17 protein-coding genes are annotated in these 18,831 nt (G+C 62.1%); 6 read left to right on the plus strand and 11 right to left on the minus strand.

Annotation, left to right across the window (positions count from 1 at the left end; genetic code table 11):
- Nucleotides 1-5: 5 nt before the first annotated feature.
- Together NKK47_RS30130 and NKK47_RS30135 are read right to left on the minus strand one after the other, a co-directional pair.
- Entirely contained in the window at nucleotides 6-1,046 is a 1,041-nt protein-coding gene (locus NKK47_RS30130) for an ABC transporter permease (RefSeq protein WP_352579335.1), read from the minus strand.
- A 103-nt stretch (nucleotides 1,047-1,149) separates the two neighbouring features.
- A complete protein-coding gene (locus tag NKK47_RS30135) occupies nucleotides 1,150-2,232 on the minus strand; it encodes a sugar ABC transporter substrate-binding protein (RefSeq protein WP_352579336.1) in 1,083 nt (360 codons plus the stop codon).
- Nucleotides 2,233-2,440: 208 nt separating this feature from the next.
- Between NKK47_RS30135 and NKK47_RS30140 the strand changes: the two genes are divergently transcribed.
- Nucleotides 2,441-4,045 (plus strand): GMC family oxidoreductase, encoded by a 1,605-nt coding sequence (locus NKK47_RS30140; RefSeq protein ID WP_352579337.1) that lies wholly within the window; start codon nucleotides 2,441-2,443, stop codon nucleotides 4,043-4,045.
- Here the strand turns inward: NKK47_RS30140 and NKK47_RS30145 are convergent.
- Nucleotides 4,042-4,869: an NAD-dependent epimerase/dehydratase family protein gene (locus NKK47_RS30145; protein ID WP_352579338.1), complete on the minus strand. Its 828-nt coding sequence runs from the start codon at nucleotides 4,867-4,869 to the stop codon at nucleotides 4,042-4,044. The two genes, NKK47_RS30140 and NKK47_RS30145, sit on opposite strands and share 4 nt — an antisense overlap.
- Nucleotides 4,870-5,024: 155 nt before the next feature.
- Between NKK47_RS30145 and NKK47_RS30150 the strand changes: the two genes are divergently transcribed.
- Nucleotides 5,025-5,756, plus strand: coding sequence for a FadR/GntR family transcriptional regulator (locus tag NKK47_RS30150; protein WP_352579339.1), 732 nt, complete (start codon nucleotides 5,025-5,027; stop codon nucleotides 5,754-5,756).
- A 43-nt stretch (nucleotides 5,757-5,799) separates the two neighbouring features.
- On the opposite strand, the gene kdgD is transcribed toward NKK47_RS30150, so the two are convergent.
- The 4 genes from kdgD to NKK47_RS30170 form a co-directional block, all read right to left on the minus strand.
- A complete protein-coding gene (gene kdgD, locus NKK47_RS30155) occupies nucleotides 5,800-6,732 on the minus strand; it encodes a 5-dehydro-4-deoxyglucarate dehydratase (protein ID WP_352579340.1) in 933 nt (310 codons plus the stop codon).
- Nucleotides 6,733-6,823: 91 nt separating this feature from the next.
- Nucleotides 6,824-7,651: an ATP-binding cassette domain-containing protein gene (locus NKK47_RS30160; RefSeq protein WP_352579341.1), complete on the minus strand. Its 828-nt coding sequence runs from the start codon at nucleotides 7,649-7,651 to the stop codon at nucleotides 6,824-6,826.
- Nucleotides 7,648-8,721: an ABC transporter permease gene (locus tag NKK47_RS30165; protein WP_352579342.1), complete on the minus strand. Its 1,074-nt coding sequence runs from the start codon at nucleotides 8,719-8,721 to the stop codon at nucleotides 7,648-7,650. Before NKK47_RS30165 ends, NKK47_RS30160 begins: the two co-directional genes overlap by 4 nt.
- 144 nt (nucleotides 8,722-8,865) lie before the next feature.
- The gene (locus tag NKK47_RS30170) at nucleotides 8,866-9,957 is read right to left on the minus strand and encodes a sugar ABC transporter substrate-binding protein (RefSeq protein WP_352579343.1); all 1,092 of its coding nucleotides are present in this window, start codon (nucleotides 9,955-9,957) and stop codon (nucleotides 8,866-8,868) included.
- A gap of 184 nt (nucleotides 9,958-10,141) precedes the next feature.
- Here NKK47_RS30170 and NKK47_RS30175 point away from each other — a divergent pair, with 184 nt between their 5' ends.
- Nucleotides 10,142-11,176, plus strand: a complete 1,035-nt coding sequence (locus tag NKK47_RS30175; RefSeq protein ID WP_352579344.1) for an aldo/keto reductase — start codon at nucleotides 10,142-10,144, stop codon at nucleotides 11,174-11,176.
- A 253-nt stretch (nucleotides 11,177-11,429) separates the two neighbouring features.
- On the opposite strand, the gene NKK47_RS30185 is transcribed toward NKK47_RS30175, so the two are convergent.
- On the minus strand, nucleotides 11,430-12,131 hold the full coding sequence (locus NKK47_RS30185) for an alpha/beta hydrolase (RefSeq protein WP_352579345.1): 702 nt from the start codon (nucleotides 12,129-12,131) through the stop codon (nucleotides 11,430-11,432).
- A 188-nt stretch (nucleotides 12,132-12,319) separates the two neighbouring features.
- Here NKK47_RS30185 and NKK47_RS30190 point away from each other — a divergent pair, with 188 nt between their 5' ends.
- Nucleotides 12,320-13,864, plus strand: a complete 1,545-nt coding sequence (locus NKK47_RS30190; protein ID WP_352579346.1) for a winged helix-turn-helix domain-containing protein — start codon at nucleotides 12,320-12,322, stop codon at nucleotides 13,862-13,864.
- A 348-nt stretch (nucleotides 13,865-14,212) separates the two neighbouring features.
- Nucleotides 14,213-14,371, plus strand: a complete 159-nt coding sequence (locus NKK47_RS30195) for a hypothetical protein (RefSeq protein ID WP_352579347.1) — start codon at nucleotides 14,213-14,215, stop codon at nucleotides 14,369-14,371.
- Nucleotides 14,372-14,546: 175 nt separating this feature from the next.
- On the opposite strand, the gene NKK47_RS30200 is transcribed toward NKK47_RS30195, so the two are convergent.
- Complete coding sequence (locus NKK47_RS30200; RefSeq protein ID WP_352579348.1) at nucleotides 14,547-15,773, minus strand: pilus assembly protein TadG-related protein; 1,227 nt, start codon at nucleotides 15,771-15,773, stop codon at nucleotides 14,547-14,549.
- 1,332 nt (nucleotides 15,774-17,105) lie between these two features.
- Complete coding sequence (locus tag NKK47_RS30205; protein WP_352579349.1) at nucleotides 17,106-17,294, minus strand: hypothetical protein; 189 nt, start codon at nucleotides 17,292-17,294, stop codon at nucleotides 17,106-17,108.
- Nucleotides 17,295-17,626: 332 nt separating this feature from the next.
- Here NKK47_RS30205 and NKK47_RS30210 point away from each other — a divergent pair, with 332 nt between their 5' ends.
- The gene (locus NKK47_RS30210; RefSeq protein WP_352579350.1) at nucleotides 17,627-17,791 is read left to right on the plus strand and encodes a hypothetical protein; all 165 of its coding nucleotides are present in this window, start codon (nucleotides 17,627-17,629) and stop codon (nucleotides 17,789-17,791) included.
- 41 nt (nucleotides 17,792-17,832) lie between these two features.
- Here the strand turns inward: NKK47_RS30210 and NKK47_RS30215 are convergent, their stop codons facing one another.
- The gene (locus NKK47_RS30215) at nucleotides 17,833-18,051 is read right to left on the minus strand and encodes a hypothetical protein (RefSeq protein WP_352579351.1); all 219 of its coding nucleotides are present in this window, start codon (nucleotides 18,049-18,051) and stop codon (nucleotides 17,833-17,835) included.
- Nucleotides 18,052-18,831 lie beyond the last annotated feature (780 nt).

Consider the following 18,831-nt stretch of genomic DNA (forward strand, 5'->3'; position numbering starts at 1 on the left):
GGCGGTCATTTGACTATTCTGAGACGGACGCGGTCGAGCGACAGCGCCACCGCGGCGATGATCATCAGGCCCTGCACCGTCTGCTGGATGTAGGGCGAGATGCCGAGCAGGATCATGCCGTTGGCGAGCACGGTGACGATCAGCACGCCGATCAGCGTGTTGACGACGCCGCCCTCGCCGCCGGTCAAGGCCGTGCCGCCGACGACGACGGCGGTGACCGCGGCAAACAGCCTGCCGTCGCCGATGACGGCGTGCGACTGGCCGAGTTGAGCCGCGGCAAGCACGCCGGCTATGCCGAAGAAGAAGCCAGCCAGCGCGAAGGCCGTGATGCGCACGCGCACCACGTTGACACCGGAGAGCTTGGTCACGTCCTCGTCACCGCCGATCGCCAGGATGTGGCGCCCGAGCTTGGTGTGATACTGGATGACGGCGGCGAGCAGGAACGCTCCGGTGGCGACCCACACCGCCAGCGGCAGCCCAAGGAAACGGGTCAGCGCCAGATCGCGGATCGAGGCGTCGTTGAGGCGGATCGCCGACCCGCCGAGCATATAGACCGACAGGCCAAGGCCGATGAACCACATGCCAAGCGTCGCCATGAAGGAGGGGATGCGCAGCATGGTCTGAACGAGACCGCTGACGAAACCCATGGCGGTACCGGCGACGACCGCGGCCAGCACCGCCCACCAGCCATAATCGTTGCCGTTGCCGTCATTGGCGGCGAGCAGCACGACCACCATCGCCGCCACCGACACCGTGCCCTCGACCGACAGGTCGATGCTGCCCATCAGGATGATGAAGGTCAGCCCCATGGCCAGCGTTAGCGGCACGGCGGCCGAATTGGCGACGCGCACGAGGTTGCGCAATTCGATGAAATTGGGATTGGCAATGGCGATCAGCACGCAGAGCACGATCAGCACCGCCAGCGGCGCCAGGCTGCGCCAGCGCCTGCCGCCGAACAGGCCGGCGATGCGGCCGGGGATCAGTGTCATAAGCGTCGTCCGCTCGATGTCCGAAACGGACTTCAGGGGTTCTGTATCGATTGTCAAGAAACCGCTTCCCGTTTGCTGATAACAGTCGCCGATGCCGATGCAATGCACGACGACCATAAAGGGAGCGGGCCGCCAGGGAGTCAGCAGCCCGCTCGGGCGGTCAGGTACGGATGGCTCCGGTCACCCGACCCCACAGGTCGTTCCAGTCGATCTCGGGCTTCGCATCGACGTTGGTCTTGTAATACTCCTCGACATTGTCGTGCGAGATCAGCACCGCCTTGCCGTAGAATTCGCGGTGCTCCGGTGGCTCCTTGACCGGATCGAACTTGCCGATCTTGGCGTTGTAGCCGATGGCCAGTCCCATGCCGCCCTGCCAGAACGGATCCGAGGTGACAGTGCAGGCAAATTCGCCCGTGCGCACCGCGTCGACCGCCGTTTTGATGCCGTCGACGCCGACGATCGGCACTTTGCCGGCAAGGTTCTCGGCGCGCAGCGCTTCGAGTGCGCCGGAGCCCATGTCGTCATTGGCGGCCCAGATGCCCTTGATGTCGTCGCCGAAGCGGGTGAGGAGATTGCCCATCAGGTCGAAGGCTTCGGTCGATTTCCAGTTGGCGACCTGGAAGTCGAGCAACTTGATGTCGGGATTGGCGGCGAGTGCCGCGTCGAGGCCCTTCTTGCGTTCGATCGCCGCCGTGGTCGAGATCAGGCCGCCGAGCGCGACGATGCCACCCTTGCCGCCGATCGTCTTGAACAGAATCTCGGCGATGATCTTGCCGCTCGAGATGCCGTCGAACTCGATGTGGGAGACGTAGTTCGGGTTGAAGTCCTTGGGGTGCAGATCCGGCGGCTTGTTCCATTGCGTCACCACATAGGCGCCAGCCTTGGCGCAGGCCTCGACGATGGGGCGCGCATCCGGCGTATCGTTGGGGTCGGAATTGAGCACCATGTTGCCGCCGGTCTTGGCAAGCATGGCCTTGATGTCGGCGATGCCCTTCTCGCTGTTGCCTTCCGAAACCAGCGTGACATGCTCGAGCCCGGCCCATTTGGCATAGGCCTCGGCGCCGGTTTTCCACACCGCATGGTAGGGGTTGGATAGCGAGCGGATCGACGTCACCAGCGTCGGCTTTTCCTGCGCGCGCAGGACCCGTGGCATGGCAAGTGCGGCCACTCCGGCCGTGGCGCCCAGCATCAATGTCCGGCGACTGACTGTGCCGGAAAGCGTCAAACTCTTCCTGTCCTTCATTATCAAACCTCCCGATTGAAATCTGTTTCCCGCCCGGCTGCATGCGCGGGGACGCGGCCGGGCCTCCGATCGAGGGGTTGTCAAGCTCCTCTACTTGTACGACAACCCTTCAACACGATAACCATACCCCTTCTCTTGACGCGACACAAGCGACTTGAGATCGTCACGCGCACGAGGAACGGGCGAAGGTTGTGGCATGGGAGGGACAATGCCGGATTATGTCATCGTCGGCGGCGGCTCGGCCGGTTGCATCCTTGCCGCCAGGCTCAGCGAGAATCCCGACCTGTCGGTCGTCCTGCTTGAGGCCGGACCGCCCGACACGCATCGCTACATCCATCTGCCGGTCGGCTTCTTCAAGATGACGTCGGGGCTACTGATCTGGGGTTACGAGACGGCGCCCGGCAAGGCGATCGACGGCCGTGCCATGGTCTATCCGCAAGCACGCGTTCTCGGTGGCGGCTCATCGATCAACGCGCAGGTGTTCACGCGCGGCTGCCCGCAAGACTATGACGACTGGGCGACTGAGGACGGTTGCGCCGGCTGGAGCTATGCCGACGTGCTGCCGTATTTCCAGCGCTCCGAAGGCAACGACACTTTTGCCGGCCCGCATCACGGCACCCAAGGGCCGCTCGGCGTTTCCAGTGGCGCGCCGCATCCGCTGACACGGGTCTTCGTCAGGGCGGCGCAGCAGGCCGGTCTTCCGTTCCGGGCCGACTTCAACGCCGGTCAGCAGGAAGGGGCGGGGTTTTACCAGACGACGACGCGCAACGGCCGCCGCAGCAGCACGGCCGTCGCATACCTCAAGCCCGCGATGAACCGCAAGAACCTGACGCTGCGCACCGATGCCACGGTCAGCCGCGTCGTCATCGAGAACGGACGCGCCATCGGTGTCGAGATCATCGTCAACGGCCGCTCCGAGCTCCTGCGCGCCGAGCGCGAGGTGATCGTCACCGCCGGCGCCATCGGCTCGCCCAAACTGCTGATGCTGTCGGGCATCGGCCCGGCCGCGCATCTTGGCACGCACGGTATCAAGGTGATCCACGATCTGCCTGGCGTTGGCCAGAACCTGCATGACCACATGGATGTCGACGTCGTCGCCGAACTCAGCGGGCCGCATGGAATCGACCGCTACAAGAAGAAGCGCTGGCAGGCCGTCGCCGGCTTGGAATATGCGCTGTTCGGCAAGGGGCCGGTGGCCTCCAACATCGTCGAAGCCGGCGGTTTCTGGTGGGGCGACCGCACGGAGAAGACACCCGACATTCAGTTCCATTTCCTGCCTGGCGCCGGCGTCGAGGAAGGCATCGGCTCGGTGCCCGGCGGCAATGGCTGCACGCTCAATTCGTACCACGTCCGGCCCCGCTCGCGCGGCAGCGTCACGCTCAAATCGGCGGACCTGCGCGATGCGCCGGTCATCGATCCCAACCCCTTCGCCGAGCGCTACGATCTCGAGCGCGCCATCGACGGCATCGAGATCAGCCGCGAAATCCTGTCTCAACCGGCTTTTTCGAAATACATCAGCCGCGAACATCTGCCGGGCGCGGCCATGCAGGGACGCGCAGCAATAGAAGCCTTCGCCCGCGAACACGGGCGCAGCGCCTACCACCCGGTCGGCTCGTGCCGGATGGGCGGCGATGCGCAGAGTGTCGTCGATCCCGAGCTTCGCGTGCGCGGACTTCAAGGCCTGCGCGTCTGCGACAGTTCGGTCATGCCGCGCATCGTGTCCTCAAACACCAACGCCGCCGTCATCATGATCGCCGAGAAGGCTGCGGATTTGATCGCCGGGCGGGGCCAGTTGTCTGCGGTGACGGTCTAGTCGTCCGGGAACATCGAACGTGGTGGAAAGTCGGTGCGGCTGTAGTCAACGACGATGAACTTGCCACCCTGGTATCGCTCGACCACCGGGTTGTCCGTCACCTTGCCGCGGACGCGCTCTGCCTGGCCGTCGGAACTGTCCAGCGGTTTCCAGCCGATCTTGTCCCTGGCATCGTGCCGCCAGAAGCCGCGGCTGTTGTTGGACTGGCCCCAGATGACGGAGCAATCGACCCGCTCCGCCTTGGCGCAGCGTTCGATCAGGCGGACAAAGTCATCGTGCGATATCCAGGTCGACAGGATCCGTTCGTCCGGAACCTCAGGCAGCACCGAGCCGATGCGGATCAGCACGCTTTCCACCGCATGCTTGTCGAAGTAGAGGCGCGCCAGCATCTCGCCATAGGCCTTCGACAGGCCGTAATAGCCGTCCGGGCGCAACAGGCAGTCCTGGTCGAGAATCTCCGTCCGCTCGTACAGGCCGACTGCGTGCACGGAGGACGGAAAAACCACTCGCGCCTTCTGGCCGCGCGCCGCCTCATAGATATGAAAACTGCCGCGCAGATTGGGGCCAAGCACGGTTTCGAAGGATTGCTCCGTGGAGATGCCCCCAAAATGCAGGATCAGCCCGCAGCCTTCGGCGAGATCGTTCACCGCCTGCTGGTCCTCGAGATCGGCGATGGTGAAGCTTGCGTTTGGCGGCAGCGGGATCGGCAACGGCACGACATCGGTGAGCCGTAAGGTCCAGCCCAGCGCCGCCAGCCTGGCTGAGAGCAGGCGCCCGATCGTGCCGGAGGCTCCGGTCAACAGCACCGGTTTTTCGGGGATCATCACACCCTGTCCTTTCGCTGATACCGCGGACATGTTCGCGCGGAGCTGGCAAGGCGAACGAAGACTGGTCGCGGCGGGCGCGCCGCAAATGTCATCATATCACCGTATAAATAAAGGGTTGCCAAGGACAGCGGTTCGTTTATTGCTTGGTGGCGATGAAACGTTCCTTTGGCCTTCCCCCGCAGATCAGCCGCACGGCACAGGTTGCCGACTGGTTTGCGCGCGAAATACGCGCCGGCCATATGACGAGTGGCGAGAAACTGCCGACCGAGCAGGAACTGATCACGCAGTTCGGCGTCAGCCGCACGGTGATCCGCGAAGCCATGGCTTCTCTTCGATCGGAGGGCCTTGTCGTCAGCCGCCAGGGCTCCGGCGTGTTCGTCGCCGACCATCAGGCCAACACCACATTTCGCATCGTCTCCGACGAGCTTCATTCGCTGACCGAAGTCCAGAACGTGCTGCAGCTTCGGCTTGCTGTCGAGCAGGAAGCCGCCGGCATCGCCGCTGAGAAGCGCGGCGACGACGACCTTGCCCGCATGCGCGACTGTCTCGACGCGATCGATGCGTCGATCGCGGCCGGCGAGAGCGCGATCGAGCCGGACTTTGCCTTTCACCGGGCGATCGCATCGGCCACCGGCAATCCCTATTTCGAGCGCTTCATGCATTTTCTCGGACCCGTCGTCATTCCGCGCCAGTCGATCCGCCCGCGGGACGAAACGCCGGAGCAGCGGCGTCATTATCTGGAGCAGGTCCAGATGGAGCACCGCCGTATCTATCAGGCGATCGAGCGGCAGAATGTCGAAGCCGCCCGCTTCACCTTGCGCGAGCATCTCGAAGCCGGTCGGGAACGCTATCGCCGTATGGTCGATGGTCACGCCAGATCGTAGCAAGCCGTCAAACCCAATCTTCGATCCGTTCCCCATCCGATCCTCACACCAACTCCCCGACAGGCATGTTGCAGGACTGCATGAGATCAGCGAGCTGCCGTTGCTCATCCGCCGTCAGGTCGAGCAACGGCGACCGGACCGGGCCGCAGTCGATCCCGGCAATACGCGCGCCGGCCTTGACGATCGACACGGCATAGCCGGCGCGCCGGTTGCGGATGGCGAGGTAGGGCAGGAAGAACGAGCGGATGAGATCGCCGACCTCGGCCGTGCGCCCGGCGTGCAGCGCATTGAAGAAACGCAGCGCGATCTCGGGTGCGAAATTGTAGATCGCCGACGAATAGGTCGTCATGCCTATTGCCGCGGCGGCACTGGCATGGACTTCGGCCGTCGGCATGCCGCCGATGAAGATCAGGCGATCATCCATGCGATAGCGCAGCGCGGTGAGAAGCTCGATGTCGCCGACGCCGTCCTTGAGCCCGATCAGGTTCGGGCAGTCCTGTGCCACGCGCTCGAGGGTCTCGGGCGTCAGCACCGCATTGTCCCTGTTATAGGCGATCACGCCGATGCCGACCGAACGGCAGATAGCGGTCAGATGCCGGCGCAGGCCGTCCTGCTCGGACTTGACCAGATAGGGCGGCAGCACCAGCAAGCCGTCGGCGCCATTGGCCTCGGCGGCCTTGGCGAACTCCACCGCCATATGGGTGCCGTAGCCGACGCCGGCCAGCAGCGGCATGGTATCGGGCACCTCGTCCGAAGCCGCCCGCACGACGCGCTTGTACTCTTCCAACGTCAGCGAGAAGAACTCGCCGGTTCCGCCGGCGGCAAAAAGCCCGCTCGCGCCGGCAGCGCCCTGGCTGGCGACATGGGCACGATAGCCGTCTTCGTTGAAGCCGCCGTCATCATCGAAAAAGGTCAGCGGAAAGGAAAGCAGCCCGCGGCCAAGGGATCTGGTCAGTTCAGTGGGTGAAAACGTCAAAACGAGTACTCCGTGTATGGGGCCGGCAGATCGGGTTGGATGGTCGGGCCGGCAAAGGTTCTTGTGGCTGTGGCGTCCGGGGGCGGAAGGGTCATACGATGCCTGGCCGGACTTTGGCCGCGGCGGCGTCGATCGCCTTGCGGCCAAGGCCCGACTTGACGATGCGGATCAATTCCTCCTCGCTGGTGTCGGCCGTGGACGCGTCCAGCGCGACCTCGCCCGAATGCAGGAAGTTGATGCGGTCGCAGACTTCGAAGATCTGGTTGTAATTATGGACGATAAGGATCACCGACACCTGGCGCTGCTGGCGCAGGTTCTGGATCAGCCCTAGGACATGCGCGCTCTCGCGCACGCCGAGTGCTGCCAGCGGTTCGTCGAGGACCAGGATCTTGGGCGACGAATAGATCGAGCGGGCGACGGCGATACACTGGCGCTGTCCGCCTGACAGAAGGTCGACCGTGCTGTTGACGCTGGGAATCGAGATGCCCAGCGTGTCCAGGTAGACCTGCGCCTGCTCGCGCATTCTCCTGTTGTCCAGAAGGTTCATGCCCAGGATGCGCTTGTGGTATTCGCGACCCAGGAACATGTTATGGAAGACGCTGAGGTCGCCGATCAGCGCGAGGTCCTGATAGACGGTCTCAATGCCTTGGGCGCGCGCATCGCGCGGCGAGGCGAAATGAACCTCCTTGCCTTGCGAGACGATCGTTCCGGTGTCGGGCTGGTGAAAACCGGACAGGATCTTGATCAGCGTCGATTTGCCCGCGCCATTATCGCCGACCAGCGCCAGAACCTCGCCCTGGCGCAGCTTGATCGAGACATCGACCAGCGCGGTGACGGCGCCGAAGCTCTTGGAGATGTTGGACATTTCCAGAACGACCGGTGCATCGGGCGCGAGCGGCGGAATGCGCTGCGTGTTCATAGGCGCCTCCTTGTGCGCAGCCGATCGACCTGGATGCTCAGGATCATCGCCGCGATGATGGCGGCGCCGAGATAAATGTCGGAAACGGTGGCTTGGGCGCCGATCATCACCAGGCCGTTGTTGAGCGACGCGACCACGAACGCACCGATCAGCGCGCCGATGACGGTACCGGAGCCGCCCAGCAGCGAGGTGCCGCCGATGACCGCGGCCGCGATCGCCTGCAAGGTGAGAAACGGGCTGCCGGCCTGCGGGTCGGCTGACGTGAACTGGGCAGTGTTGATGATGCCGGCGAACGCCGCGCAGCCGCCGGCGATCATGAAATTGTAGATCTTCATCCGGTCGGTGCGCACGCCGATCTCGCGGGCGCCGATGATGTTGCTGCCGGTGGCGATCGTGTGCAGGCCGAAGGTGGTGCGGTTCAGCGCCAGCGCCAGCGCCAGCACGATCAGCACCGTCCACAGGAAGGGTGTGAAGGCCGTCACGCCGTGCCAGGACAACAGGCCATCCGACGGCTGGTAGAGGCTTTGTCCAAAGATGGCGTTGAAGGGCTGTTCGACTGGCGCCACGATTGGCTGGCTATTGTAGACCGAGACGACGATGCCTTGCAGGAAGAACAGCATGCCGACGGTGGTGATCAGCGACGGCACGTGGAAACGCACGGTGATGATGCCGTTGATGGCGCCGACCAGCACCCCGATCAAAACGCCGACGACGGCGCCGACGGCCAGCGGCACGCCCCAGGTGACCGACATCAGCGCCATGACATAGGGCGCGATCGAGAAGATCGCGCTCAGCGAAAGATCGATCTCGCCGGTGATCATCAGCATGACCTCGGCGGCGGCGATCAGGCCGAGCCGGCCGGTGTCGCGCAGCACGACGCTCATGAATTGCGGCGACAGGAATCCGCCATCGCTGCCGACCTGGAAATAGATGACCAGCACGATGGCGACGACGGCGATGCTTGCCTCGCGATAGCGGGAAAGCAGGATGAGCAGCCTTTCCGTCATCGTATGCGGGACCTTGACGCCAACGACGTTCTTCCCGGCTTTTGCGGTTTCGATTGGCAGCACTCTTGTCTTCCTGATTTCGAATTCTAGGCGCAAAGGTGGGTCGGCAAAAAGCGCGACGACTGCCTTGCGGCAGCCGGCGGTGCCCTCGCTACGTCATGTGAAGTCGACGCGGCGAGGGCAGGGGTTTTCGCCTGCTGGACAGTGTCAGGTTGGCTCGACGTCGCTGCGACCCTCGAAGCGCGACTTGCCGACATAGGCGTCGACATTGTCCTTGGTCACATAGGCCTGGCTGGTGTCGCTGTTGGCCGGACCGACGAGGCCGCCCGACAGCTTGTAGAGATACATCTGCTGGACTGGCAGGAAACCCTGCAGATAGGCCTGCTGGTCGGTGGTGAAGTTGACGTCGCCCGACTTGATGAAGTCCAGCGTCTGCGGGAACAGGTCGAAGCCGGCCACGGCGCCGCCGGCTTTCACTAGGCCGTATTTGTTGGAGATGAAACCGCAGGCATAGGTGTCGGAACCGCCGGTGCCGAACATGCCCTTCACGTCCTTGTGGCTGAGATAGTAGCTCTCGACGCGCGAGATTTCCGTTGCCGGATCCGGGCCGGTGTTGACGACATCGTAGGTGACGCCGCTGCCGCTGTCCTTGATCGCCTGGATGTAGCCGTCAAGACGCGGCTGCGTGTTGAGCGAGCCGGGAACGCCGATCGACAGCATGACGTGACCGCCCGTGGGGATCAGCTTCAGCCATTTCAGCGCCGAGTTGTAACCCGACTGATAGAGCGGCTGGCCGACATAGGACAGCCGCTTGTTGGGGCTGCCGACCGGCACGTCGGCGTTGAAGGCGACGACTGGAATGCCGGCCTGCGCGGCCATGTCGGTGGCGGCGTCGAAGGCCGTCGGATCGACCAGGCAGACGGCGATACCGTCCGACTTCTGCGCAATCGCGGTCTGCATGGCGCTGACCATTTCGGAGACGACGTTCTTCTGCGAACCCGTCCACTGGTAGCTGCACCCGAAGGCGGCGCAGGCGTCCTGGATGCCATAGACCGTCGGTGTGAAGAACTGGTCCAGCGTCACATGGCAGACGAAGTGGAACTTGTAAGGCTTCTTCGGCAGGCCGGCCGACGAATCCGCCGCGTTTGCCGCGCTGATGCCACCGGCGAGACCCGCACCTGCCAGTCCGCTGGCCAGGCCGGCGGCACCGAGACCGAGTTTCCCGGCCAGTGCGAAAGCACTTCGCCGGCTGATGGCGGCATTCACCATCTCCATCTGATTTTTCGTTTCGTCGTCCACTTGGTTCCTCCCTCTTCGTTTTGCGGGCTCGCCCACATTTGTCGTCTGGTTACATTGTTATATGACAACTTTTGTGTCAATGCTTTTTCGACACCGGTTTCACGACGGGCTTTTTGCGATCGCAAGACGATGCGGGAAGGCCGCCGCTTGATCGGCACGACGGACAGGATCACAGGAAGAGAAAATGGCTGAAATTGAATTCAGGGCTGTCAGCAAGGGCGGTCTGAAGGTGACCACGATCGGGCTCGGCGGCACCGGGCTGGGCAACATGTACCGAGCTGTCGACACCGACGCGGCGGTCAAGACGGTGCACGCGGCCTATGACAACGGCATCCGCTATTTCGACACAGCACCTGTCTATGGTTTTGGCGTCAGCGAGACCCGGCTTGGGCTGGCGGTCAAGTCGCTGCCGCGCGCCGACATCGTCATCTCGTCGAAGATCGGTTACGACCTCGTCCCGATCCCGCCCGAGGACCTGCAGCCAGCGCTGTGGGACCAGCCCGGCTCATTCCGTGCCGAGTTCGACTATTCGCGCGATGCGGTGATGCGCTCGCTCGAAGCAACGCTGAAGCGCCTCGACACCGACTATGTCGACATGGTCTCGATCCATGATCCGGACGAGGCCATTCATTTCGGCCCCGGCGAGGACCCCTATGCCAGAAGCCGCTTCCGGGAAGCCATGGACGGCGCCTATCCGGCGCTCGACGAACTGCGTTCGCAAGGCGTCATCAAGGCTGTCGGCGTGGGCATCAACCAATGGCAGATGCTGTCCGACTTTGTCGTGGCGGGGGAGTTCGACTATTTCCTGCTCGCCGGCCGCTATACGCTGCTCGAGCAGGAACCGCTGGCGACCTTGCTGCCACTGTGCGAGCAGCGCGGCACTAGGATCATCATCGGCGGGCCCTACAATTCGGGCATCCTGGCCACGGGCGCAGTCAAGGGCGCGACATTCAACACCAGGCCGGCGCTGGGGCCGGTGCTTGAGCGCGTTCGCCGCATCGAGGCGATCTGCGCCCGCTATCGTGTGTCGCTGCCGGCCGCGGCCCTTCAGTTTCCGCTCGGCCATCCGCTGGTCGCGAGCGTCATCCCGGGCGCGCGCTCAGCCGAGGAATTGAAGCAGAATCTGGGCTACCTGCGCGAGGATATTCCTCCGGCCCTGTGGGCCGATCTCAAGGACGCCCAACTGATTGAAATCGATGCACCTGTACCTGGAGCGTGACAGACAATCGGAATCTTGGCTGCCCGAGTGACGACTTACAGCGAGGACGCGCTCTCCGCCTCCATTTCCGCAGCATCCTGAAAGCGATGCGCGATCCGTGCGTTCACCCGTCCACCATTGGTGGCTCCGATGGCGACCAGCACTTCGTCGGCGCCTGTGATGAGTTCGGAAGCGTGTGCAGACGGATAGTCCTGGAAGCAAAAAAGCCTGGGCGCCACCAGGCGCCCAGGCTGTCCATGAAGTGGATGCGGGTTCAGTTCTTGACGACGCTGGTGGCCGCCTGTTCGATGAGTTTGGCGACAGCTGCGGGGTTGGAGACATAGACAGCGTGGCTGCCGACAACCTCCACCGTCGTCGCCCCTGCCCGGTTCGCCATGTTGCGCTGCGCCGGCGGCGGGATCATCTTGTCGTCGGTGGCAACGAGGTACCAGCTGGGCTTCACCTTCCAGGCCGGAGCGCTGACCTTGCCTTCGAGCGCCGCCACACCCCACGGCACCTGCGAATCGGCCATGAAGGAGGCGAGCGAGGGACGGACATCGGCGGCGAACGAAGCGGCGAACTTGGCCTTGTCGAGCATCAGGAAGCCGTCGACGGGCGGCAGGATCGGCGGCACCGACGCTCCGGGCGGCGGGTTGGCGATCAGGGTCGAAACCGACTCGCCTGCATCCGGTGCGAAGGCTGCGATATAGACGACACCTGCCACCTTCGGATCGGTGCCGGCTTCCGACACCACGACGCCGCCATAAGAGTGGCCGACCAGGATGACGTTGCCGGGAGCGGCGGCGATGGCGCGCCTGGTGACAGTGACATCATGGGCGAGCGAGGTCGTCGGGTTCTGGACGATGGTCACGTCATAGCCGTCTTTCTTGAGGATCTGGTAGACCCCGTCCCAGCCGGAGCCATCGACGAAGCCGCCATGTACGAGGACGACGGACTTTGCGGCAGTGTTCGACATTTGAGTTCTCCTTTGCAAAGTGTTGTTTGCGTTGGTTGCAGGAGGACTATGCGGCAGGGCCGACGGACGCGCTTTGAGGCGACATTCGGGCCGCCTTGATTTTGCATTCAGATCGCTTTGATTTTGCGCCCACGACGCGGCTACAGTGTTGAGAGTCGCTATTTCCCGCGCGATCTGGAGCCAGCAAGTTGCCGTATCTCTTCGAGGATTTTGCCCTGGACGGCGATCGGCGCGAACTGCGTCGCGGCAACGACCTGATTTCCATCGAGCCGCAGGTGTTCGACCTGCTGCAATATCTGATCCGCAATCGCGAGCGGGTGGTCAGCAAGGACGATTTGATCGATGCGGTCTGGCAGGGCCGCATCGTCTCGGACGCCACGCTCGCCAGCCGCATCAACGCAGCGCGCAATGCGCTGCACGACAGTGGCGAGGAGCAGCGCCTCATCCGCACCATCCTGCGCAGGGGCCTTCGCTTCGTCGGCACCGTGCGCGAGGAGGCCGAGGCTACGGCACCGGTGGAGCAACCGAAGCCTGGCCTGGGCATTCCCGCCCGTCCTTCCATCGCCGTGCTTCCCTTCGTGAACCTGAGCGGCGATCCGGATCAGGACTATTTTGCCGACGGCATGGTCGAGGACATCATCACCGGTCTGTCGCGCATAAGGTGGCTGTTCGTCATCGCGCGAAATTCCTCCTTCACCTACAAGGGCCGCGCGATGGATGTGAAGCAGATCGGACACGAGCTCGGCGTGCGCTACGTGCTGGAAGGCAGCGTGCGCAAGGTGGGAAGTCGCGTGCGCATCACCGGCCAGCTCATCGATGCGGAGAACGGCAGCCATCTGTGGGCCGAACGCTACGACCGCGAACTGACCGATGTGTTCGCGCTGCAGGACGAGATCACCATCAGCGTGGTCGCGGCAATAGAGCCCAATCTGCGCCGGGCCGAGATCGAACGCGTCCGACGCAAGCGCCCCGACAGTCTCGACGCCTACGATCTTCTGCTTCGGGCGCTGCCCGATGTCTACACCTTCATGCCGCAGGGTGCAGCCAAGGGCCTGCCGCTGCTGGAGCAGTCTTTAGCCATCGAGCCGACTTACGCCCTTGCCCATGGCTTTGCCGCCTGGGCGCATCAGTCACTATTCGTGCGCGGCGGCATGAAACCGGACAATCAGGAAAGATCGATCCGCCATGCCCATGCAGCGATCGAGCACGGCTCGGGCGACGCCACGGCGCTCGCTCTGGCCGGGTTCACCATCGGCATCGTGGAGCACGATCGCAGACTGGCCGACGAGGCGTTTGCAGAGGCGCTGGCGCTCAGCGCCTCCTGCGCCTTCATCTTTGCCTTCGGCTGCGTGCCGGTAGCGTATGGCGGCGACGCTGCCCGGGCGATCGCCTGGGGCGAGCAAGCGTTACGGCTGAACCCCCTCGACGCCATGAGCTGCGTGCCGCAAGGCATGATCGGATTCGGCAACTTCCTGTCCGGCCGGCACGAGCAGGCGATCGCGGCCGGCCGGCGCGCGGTAGAACTGAACCCCGGATTCAGCATGCTGCACGGATGGCTGGCCGCACCGCTGGCCAGGCTCGGGCGGCTCGACGAGGCCAAAGTATCGGCCACGCGGCTTTTGTCGCTCGACCCGCACTTCACCATCGGCCGCTGGTCTGCCGCAGTGGGACTTGCACCTGATATCGTCGATGACGTCACCGACGCCATGCGGATAGCCGGCCTGCCGGCATAACCGATAAAGGCGCATGCCGCGTCGCGGGACGAACGCTCCCCATGCAAGCAGCGTAAGCTCAGGCTACCCAAAGCCATCTTCTATCTCGCCGACAATGCGGGGCTAGAAGGGATTGTCTCCAAGCGCGCCGACAGCCCGTATTGAAGTGGCCCGACATCGAATCATCGAATTGGCTGAAGACGAAGAGCTTCACGGTCCAGGAATACGAACTGCTGGGCGTCGAGCGTGAGCCCGGCAAGGCGGCATTCGCCTTACTGGCCGAGCCAGGCACCGGGAAGTATGTCGGTTCGGCGTTCATCAGTCTGGGCCGCGACATGAAGGAACGGCTGTGGAAGCGGGTCAAGGAACATGCCGGCCCGCCTGGGCGGCATCAAGAAGCGACCGGCGACGCAGTGGGTGGAGCCAGGCGTGAAGCTGCGGATCAAGCACCTCCGCGGCGAGCACAAATATATACGCCATGCCTCGCTGCTTGGCTTCGGCGACGATCCGGAGCGTCCCGGAAAATAATGACGAGCCGCTTCGCTGCGGGTCAATCAAGTAACCGATACAATCCGCTGATTGATTTAATTCGTTGTCACGAGAGGCCAAGCGTTGCCTTCGATATCGGCTCTCAGTCCAACACGGAAGCAAGCGAACCTCAAATGCAGTCTGTCTCACAACACTGCGCTGGCTACAGCCAAGTTCAATTCATCAGTCTCGTTGCAGAATTCGTTGTCAATAAGTCACTTGCGCCAGCAAGATAAATTGAGCCATTGCCGTTCATCTCGATGCGGTTGACCACAAAGATGCGAGGCTTAATGTCGGTCGACAATGCACCGCCACCTGTAAGAAAAAGCTTTTGTGACGGCAGATAGACTATACCGCCTAGATCTGTATCGCCACCGCCAATGAGCGTGGAGGTTCTCTCCACGCCTTGGGGTTTTTGAGCTAGCGCGATCCCCATCCACGGGCCGCTGGTCGGCGCCGTCAGGCGTAGCTTGGCGCCGGCCTGCATTGTGATGGTGGCCTGATCGTCGAGTAGAACGATGGTGGTACCGTCAGCGGCATCGAGAACCGCGCCGGAGGAGAGCGAAAGCCCTCCCGTCCTGATAACATACGTTCCCGCGGCAAGATTGACCACCGCTCCGACCGATAGAATCAGCCCTCCACAAAAAGTGCCGGGAACGAGATTTGCGGTGGCGTTTTTGATCACCAGGTTATTGTAGGTGCAGACATTGTCTGTTGGCCAGACCAGTCGAGAGATAATGGGATCTGCCAGCTCTTTCTGATTGAAAAGCGGTTGAGGGTTGAAGCCGGCAGACGGCCCGGAGGGGCCGACGACTGACGTCACCAATGTCCTGATGGACGATGAGCCATTCGTGGCTAGCGCAGTCCCCGATCTTGAATTCACCTGCGCAACGCATTTCTGGCCATTTATCGACGAAGACCCCGAATTCGACCATGCGTTCGAGGCGGACCGATCTAACACGAGAAGACAGACTGGGTATCGCGGATAGGCAATCGCGGTTGCGCTTCGGCTAATATCAAGTTTATCGACGCCAAGGATTGCCGAGAAGGCCAATTCCTGCGGTTGGTGCAATACGACCGTCACGATTGTGGGATTGGTTGATCCAACCGTCTGGTGGGCGTCACCACTATAGGGACTTCGCGTGGCCACAAAGGTGGGGCTGGCGAAAGTATCAACGTTCTCCTGACGCTGTTCCGACGTCATATCGCTGCTGTTCGCGCTTGCCACCGCCAACTGAAGGGCCGTGGAGTCGGCTCCCTCCTGCAACTGTTGGGCAGTTCGGCTCACGCGCGCAAAGTCTATCGCCACTCCGACGCCCAAAAGCACGACCGGCAAGACCAACGCAAACACCACGGCGAGGTTGCCGCGTCCTGAACGCCAAAATCGTTCGGTCACCCGCATGGAAGCCCCCTTCATTTAGGTGGGACTAACCTAGAGGCAGCATGTTGAGGGTCCGTTTCGCGAGCCGGTAAAGTTGTCTCGATCGCAAATCAGCTTGCGGGGAGCAGCTGAATCAGCGTCTCAAATTCACCACGATGACGCCGCCGAGCGCCAGTGCGCCGCCGTCTGGCGCCGGTCTGGCGATCGTCAAGGCCGGCCGGCACGCATCATCGCGCGGGCGCGATGGCGAGCTGCGCTTCGACCTTGGCATTTTCCTTGCGTCATGTTGTCGACTGCGATCAGGCGACGGAGCGACCGCATCACCTCGCCGTGCCGCCAGCCGGCTTCCATGGATGCAGGTCATTTCACGATTTGCTGAAACGCGCTGTTTCCGCCCGGGTGGAGCTAGCCTGTCAGTTTAGTGAAGTCGTGGCGCCGCGCGCGAACATGTGCCAGCAAATTCGTTTCGTTTACGACCCCTGATTGAAAGAGATTCAGCGTGGTCGAGGCCAGAATCTGACCGTCTATCGAAGTGCTGTACCATTTAGCGTCGGCGGTTATCTGGGCGACAACCCGCTGGCAAATCGCCCGATCTTTAGGTCTAAGGAACTGACTTTTCAGCGCTCGTAGCATCTCGATGCCTTTAAAGGGGAGTCACTTGTCTCCCACGCGACACCCATGCGTAGGTCTCCCGAGAATGGATACTAAACGCATCCAGACAGAAAATTGCCATTCGTTTGAGCGGTACCGATCCGGGGTATTGGCATCGGTGACGTGGTTGCGATCACGGCCGCGGTACGGAGGCGGGTCACCAACGACCGCATCAGCGATACACGCACTTCCTTAGCGGGCGGCCCAGCAGCTTGGGTTAGGGGGGAGGCCGCTGGGCCTGACCAGCGAGCCTTCGGGAATGCTCGACTGGCTGGTCAGTATATTAGATAAATCTAATGTGATCGAACCATGCGAACGAAGTACGCGGCGGTAAGAAAGTGGCTGGCACGATTCACTTACCGCGCGCTTTTGCCTTGGGTTCTGGCGAGCTTTCGGACGGGCTTGCAGCCAATTTTGCAGATCGCCGATCTGTTACCCACAGGGACTTTTTCCTCGCCACCAAATCGTCACAATCGCCCTCAGCGGTCGCTCGGCTATGCATGGCAGCTATGGCGTAGTCGGCTCTGTTGGTTCGATAGTCTTCTTTTTGGACAGTCATCGTTTGCTCCCAGTTTCATAGCCCCTCTTTTGCCCTGGCGGGGAGATTAACTGCCGGTGCAGTACGCGAGTCAATCGATTAAACGACCACTCCGCAGTCGCGAGGGGCGGGAAGCAAGCCGACAATTTTAACGTTGAAACGGCTTACAGAGTGCCGGCAACACAGCCGCCCTTTCGTCGGGCTGCGTTGATCGCGTCCATGTTGCCCTTCAACTCGCCGATCTTGGCTTCACCTGCCTTGATGTCTGTGTCGTCCATCATGCTGCCAACCGGCAAGCCAAGCCAAAACACGCCATCCACGTCATGGCGGGCCGTCCTGTGTTGTACGGCCATTATCGGCACCAGGTCGGAACTCGTTCGGAAAAGTTCGGCTTCCAAATGGCTGCAGGACTTGCCCGCGTATACGCTGGACGAAACCAGCGTGGGCTTGATGTCGGAGGGGCGAGTAGCGCAGCCCGACAAAACGCTGATGGCTACAAACGCACATAACTTGATTCATGCTTCCCCCCAAAATGCCCGCGGCGAGCAGGCGCTGAGGGCAGGACGAAGTCTACGTGCCTTGACGGCATGCGGAATATATTCCTATTCTGCGGGATGCCGCACCGTCGCCGCCATGGACGATTTCCGAGTACCATCTTGCCAAGATCGAGCGGCAGGCTTGGCTTTTGACGGTAGAACTGCGTGATGCACAGTTGGCGCTAAAGCCATTTCATGAGCCTTGGGACGTGATCGACCGGCTGCACGGAGATATAAAGCGGGCGATCAATCTGCTGAACGGCAGGCCGGCCGACTACGAGCGGCCGCATGCGGCGCCGATGTCGGGTAGGTAGAACACCTACAGCGAGGCAAAGGACGGCACCCAAACGCAGCGCTAAGGCCGCACAATATCAGCGAGTTTCAGGCGCATCCTCTGGCCCTCCGCGAAGGCTAGGGCGAAGGATTCCAGCACGAATGCGTAGATGCGTTCTTCGTCTTCCTCGACTACGTGCACCGACCACTCGCCGTGGACTTCTACCACTTCAATTCGGGTTTCCAAAAGGCCGTCATAGCCCTCTGGATTATCACAGGCAGCGCGTTGGGGTCTGGGCACCGCTTTCCTCCATGTTGCGAACTATGACACAGCGGCCCGCGTCGTGGGGGCTCGGCCGCCGGGCCTAACCGGCGAGAAAATGGTGGACTGGCCGGCTGACGAATACATGCGCTCAAGTCAATTCGAAGCGAAACATGCGAACGAATGGGCGAGCTTTTGTGCTTGGATCTACATTAGCCGCATAGCAAATTGGCTGGACGGGCGATAAACGACAAGCCTGCGACGACGTACATCGTTAGCGTTTTCGAGAAGCCGTACTGGCGCACTGTGCTGACCACGAAGGACAAGGCCAAAGCAGAGGCTATGTACGCAGCCAGGTCTCAAGCTGCCAAGTTTGGAAACACTGGTGCCCAAGCGATCTCCCTTTTCGTGGCGAAGAAGTATAGCAGGAGCGAACCCTCGACGTGTCTACGAAATCTATGTTGATCGGGGATAAGACCGAAGAGGAATGCTTTTTTCTGCGCTGGAGAGGCGATCTGCACTCAAGTCCTTTAACAATTTCCTGTATTGGCCCGCAGAATTCACTTTGAGCCGCCGTAGAACACGCGGGCGCGATAACGCATTCGAGAGAACCGTGAGATCCCTACTATACGCCGCGACTGAGCCGGTTGGCCCTTAGGTTCCGATTATACCGTGATGCTGCGTTCTACGTCCCAATCGGGTCATTCGTGCCGGTTCCAGTGAAGGTCTGCTTTCCTGAAGGTTTTTCGATGCGGGCCGCAGCGCGACGTTTGCCGCTGGCATTGGCGGCCCGCGTTGACAAACCTTGGAAGGAGGAAG

The organism is Mesorhizobium sp. M0019, from assembly GCF_040323975.1.
In the GTDB taxonomy this organism is placed as follows: Bacteria; Pseudomonadota; Alphaproteobacteria; order Rhizobiales; family Rhizobiaceae; genus Mesorhizobium.

Coding starts and splice junctions, on each gene's coding strand:
- NKK47_RS30135 (WP_352579336.1), bottom strand. CDS start 2,232: ATGAAGGACAGGAAGAGTTTGACGCTTTCCGGCACAGTCAGTCGCCGG.
- NKK47_RS30185 (WP_352579345.1), bottom strand. CDS start 12,131: ATGTCGAACACTGCCGCAAAGTCCGTCGTCCTCGTACATGGCGGCTTC.
- NKK47_RS30150 (WP_352579339.1), top strand. CDS start 5,025: ATGAAACGTTCCTTTGGCCTTCCCCCGCAGATCAGCCGCACGGCACAG.
- NKK47_RS30205 (WP_352579349.1), bottom strand. CDS start 17,294: ATGGCCGTACAACACAGGACGGCCCGCCATGACGTGGATGGCGTGTTT.
- NKK47_RS30140 (WP_352579337.1), top strand. CDS start 2,441: ATGCCGGATTATGTCATCGTCGGCGGCGGCTCGGCCGGTTGCATCCTT.
- NKK47_RS30175 (WP_352579344.1), top strand. CDS start 10,142: ATGGCTGAAATTGAATTCAGGGCTGTCAGCAAGGGCGGTCTGAAGGTG.
- NKK47_RS30195 (WP_352579347.1), top strand. CDS start 14,213: ATGCCGGCCCGCCTGGGCGGCATCAAGAAGCGACCGGCGACGCAGTGG.
- NKK47_RS30145 (WP_352579338.1), bottom strand. CDS start 4,869: ATGATCCCCGAAAAACCGGTGCTGTTGACCGGAGCCTCCGGCACGATC.
- NKK47_RS30200 (WP_352579348.1), bottom strand. CDS start 15,773: ATGCGGGTGACCGAACGATTTTGGCGTTCAGGACGCGGCAACCTCGCC.
- NKK47_RS30160 (WP_352579341.1), bottom strand. CDS start 7,651: ATGAACACGCAGCGCATTCCGCCGCTCGCGCCCGATGCACCGGTCGTT.